The sequence below is a fragment of the Methylobacterium sp. WL103 genome, assembly GCF_008039885.1.
GTDB classification, from domain to species: domain Bacteria; phylum Pseudomonadota; class Alphaproteobacteria; order Rhizobiales; family Beijerinckiaceae; genus Methylobacterium; species Methylobacterium cerastii.
Genome location: NZ_VRUX01000495.1, coordinates 1 through 3,224, shown reverse-complemented (window position 1 = coordinate 3,224; position 3,224 = coordinate 1). Strand labels below are relative to the sequence as shown.

Here is a 3,224-nt window from a genome sequence, read left to right as displayed (position 1 = left end):
AGGCCGCGACGGCGCCCGGCGGCGCGATCGGCCGGGCCGGGCTGGCCAACCGGATGGAGGCGATCCGCAGCGGCGACGCCTACGGCCGGCGCCGGATGCGCCGCCATCGCCACCGGCGCTGAGCCGCCGTCCACTTCCCTTCGACCACGGAGCCCCCCGACGATGCGCCGCGTCCTGCTCACCGCCCTGACCCTCGCCGCCTTCAGTGGACCCGCCTTCGCCCAGTCGACGGGCGCCCCGGCCGGGAGCGACCCGGCGACGGCGCCGGGCGGCACCGAAGGACTCGCCGGCCCCCGCAACGAAACGAACGCCGTCCGCGACGGCGACGCGGTGCCCGTGGCGCCGCGCACGGGCGTGATCGAGGGCGACACGCCGCCGTCGGGCGAACGGATGCCGCCACCGCCGCGCTATTGAGGCGCGTAACGCCGCCGATGAGGACCGCCGGCCTCAAGGCATGACCCGCATCTCCCCCCCCGCAGGGGGGGGGGGAGGGAAGAGCCGCCGCCTATTGCGGCAGCTTGTCGTCGATGCCCTTCACATACCAGTTCATGCCCAAAATCATCGGGTCGGGCGCGCTCTCGCCCGCGTTCACGGCCACCGTGCCGTCCTGCTTCGTCACCGGGCCGGCGAAGGGGTGGAGCTTGCCCGATGCGATGTCGGCCTTGGTCGCCTCGGCCATCGCCTTCACGCTGTCGGGCATGTTGGCGAAGGGCGCGAGCACGACCATGCCGTCCTTGATGCCGCCCCAGGTGTCGTGGCTCTTCCAGCTCCCGTCGAGCACCGCCTTGGCCTCGCTGATCACGTAGCCGTCCCAGTCGTCGGTGATGGCGGTCAGCTGCGCCTTCGGGGCGAAGCGGGACTGGTCGGAGGATTGGCCGAAGGCGAGCTTGCCGGCCTTCTCAGCCTCCTGCAGCGGGGCCGCGGAATCGGTGTGCTGGGTCAGGATGTCGGCCCCTTGCGCCAGCAGGGCCTTGGCCGCCTCCGCCTCCTTGCCCGGATCGAACCAGGTGTTCACCCAGACGATCTTGAGCTTGATGTTCGGGTTCACCGATTGCGCGCCGAGCATGAAGGCGTTGATGCCGCTCACCACCTCGGGGATCGGGAACGAGGCGATGTAGCCGACGGTGCCGGACTTCGAGAGCGTTCCGGCGATCTTCCCGCAGACGTAGCGACCCTCGTAGAAGCGGGCCGAGTAGGTCGAGACGTTGGCGCTGCGCTTGTAGCCGGTGGCGTGCTCGAACTTCACGTTCGGGAACTTCTTGGCGACCTTCAGGGTCGGCTCCATGAAGCCGAACGAGGTGGTGAAGATCAGCTTGGCGCCCGAGCGCGCCAGCTTCTCGATCGAGCGCTCGCTGTCGGCCTCCGGCACGCTCTCGAGATAGGTGGTCTCGACCTTGCCGGGCATCGCCGCCTCGAGCGCCTTGCGGCTGAGGTCGTGCTGGTAGGAATAGCCGTAATCGGCCACCGGGCCGACGTAGACGAAGCCGACCTTGAGCTTGTCGTCGGCCTGCGCGGCGGGTGCGAGCAGGAGAGCCGCCAGGATGGCGGCAGTGATCGTCCGCGTGATCGTCCGCATGGTCGTCGGTATCCCCAAGGTCGTTACCCCTACGATGGCCCCCGCCTTCAGCGGTGTGGCGTGAATTCGCGGCCCAGGGCGGCGGGCGCCAGCGAGCCGCCCTGGCGCCGCCCGAGCGACAGCAAGACCAGGGCCAGGATCGTCGCGAGGTAGGGCAGCGCCGACAGCGCCTGCCCCGGCAGGCCCAGGCCCGCGGCCTGGGCATGGAGCTGCAGCACCGTCGCGCCGCCGAACAGCAGCGCGCCGGCCGCCACGCGCAAGGGGCGCCACGAGGCGAAGACCACGAGCGCCAGCGCGATCCAGCCGCGCCCGGCGGTCATGCCCGGCGACCAGAACGGCGTGTAGGCCAGCGACAGGTAGGCTCCGGCGAGCCCGGCGCAGGCGCCGCCGAACAGCACGGCCAGCACCCGGACCCGGCGCACCGGCAGCCCGAGCGCGTGCGTCGCGGTGTGGTCGTCGCCGATGGCGCGCAGCACCAGCCCGGCGCGGGTCCGGCCGAGGAACCACCACACCCCGAGCACCAGCAGGATCGCGGCGTAGACGAAGGCGTCCTGCGAGAACAGCAGGTCGCCGACGACCGGCAGGTCGCTCAGGCCCGCCACGTGCAGATGCGGCGCCGGATCGCGCTTCATCCCGACATAGCCGGTGCCGACGAGGCCCGAGAGCCCGAGGCCGAGGATCGTCAGGGCGAGGCCCGATGCCACCTGGTTGGCCGCCAACCCGACCGTGAGCACCGCGAACAGCGCCGACAGCGCGAGCCCGGCGCCGGCCCCGCCGAGGGCGCCGAGAAGCGTCGAGTTCGTCTCGGTGGCCACCGCGAAGCCGGCGGCGGCGCCGAGCACCATCATCCCCTCGGTGCCGAGGTTGAGCACGCCGGAGCGCTCGGCCACCAGCTCGCCGACCGCGGCCAGGATCAGCGGCGTCGCCGCCGTCAGCACGGTGACGAGCACCATCTGGACGATGTCGAGACTCATCGCCGGACTCCTGTTGCCACCGTGCGGGGGTGCGACACGCGTCCCGCTCGGCGCGCCGCCCTCCCCCTGGAGCGGAGGAGGACGACGGCAGACGGCACCGCGCCGTCATTCCGGGGCGCCGCAGGCGAGCCCGGAATCCAGAGCCGCCGACGGTGCCAAGTCCGGCGCGACCTGCGGTTCTGGATCCCGGTCTCCGCTACGCGGCCCCGGGATGACGCGGCGCTGCCGGCGGGTTTCCGAAGGGCACATCGCCCTCTGCGATCGCCCTGCCCGCAGCGGGGGGACGGAAGGCGCGGTGCGGGCACGGGCTTCGAGAGACGGTTCATCACGCGGTCCGCCGCGGACCGCCCGGCACGAGCCGGATGCGGTAGCGGGCGAGCACGTCGGCCCCGAGCACGAAGGCGAGCAGCAGCCCCTGGAACGCGCGGGTGAGGTCGAGCGGCAGCTTCAGGTCGATCTGCGCCGCCTCGCCGCCGATCGTGGTCAGCGCGATCACCCCGGCGGCGACCAGGATGCCCGGCGGCGACAGCCGCCCGAGGAAGGCGACGATGATCGCGGTGAAGCCGTAGCCCGGCGAGATCGTCGGCTGGAGCTGGCCGATCCGGCCCGCGACCTCGACGATGCCGGCGAGCCCCGCCGCCGCGCCCGAGATCGCGAAGGCGGCGAGCGTCAGC

The 3,224-nt window shown here is 72.5% G+C and carries 3 protein-coding genes and 1 pseudogene; 1 reads left to right on the top strand and 3 read right to left on the bottom strand.

What is annotated here, in order from left to right; all coding sequences use genetic code 11:
• Nucleotides 1-162: 162 nt before the first annotated feature.
• Nucleotides 163-414, top strand: coding sequence for a hypothetical protein (locus FV222_RS21150; RefSeq protein ID WP_147815572.1), 252 nt, complete (start codon nucleotides 163-165; stop codon nucleotides 412-414).
• A gap of 91 nt (nucleotides 415-505) precedes the next feature.
• Here the strand turns inward: FV222_RS21150 and FV222_RS21145 are convergent, their stop codons facing one another.
• From FV222_RS21145 to FV222_RS21135, 3 genes and pseudogenes are all read right to left on the bottom strand, one after another.
• A complete protein-coding gene (locus tag FV222_RS21145) occupies nucleotides 506-1,576 on the bottom strand; it encodes a BMP family ABC transporter substrate-binding protein (protein WP_147815571.1) in 1,071 nt (356 codons plus the stop codon).
• A 47-nt stretch (nucleotides 1,577-1,623) separates the two neighbouring features.
• Nucleotides 1,624-2,550, bottom strand: coding sequence for an ABC transporter permease (locus FV222_RS21140; protein ID WP_147815570.1), 927 nt, complete (start codon nucleotides 2,548-2,550; stop codon nucleotides 1,624-1,626).
• A 325-nt stretch (nucleotides 2,551-2,875) separates the two neighbouring features.
• Nucleotides 2,876-3,224, bottom strand: a pseudogene (locus FV222_RS21135) (ABC transporter permease); the annotation flags it as partial.

Excerpts from the sequence above, each read along its gene's own strand:
- FV222_RS21150 (WP_147815572.1), top strand. The coding sequence starts at position 163 with ATGCGCCGCGTCCTGCTCACCGCCCTGACCCTCGCCGCCTTCAGTGGA.
- FV222_RS21145 (WP_147815571.1), bottom strand. The coding sequence starts at position 1,576 with ATGCGGACGATCACGCGGACGATCACTGCCGCCATCCTGGCGGCTCTC.
- FV222_RS21140 (WP_147815570.1), bottom strand. The coding sequence starts at position 2,550 with ATGAGTCTCGACATCGTCCAGATGGTGCTCGTCACCGTGCTGACGGCG.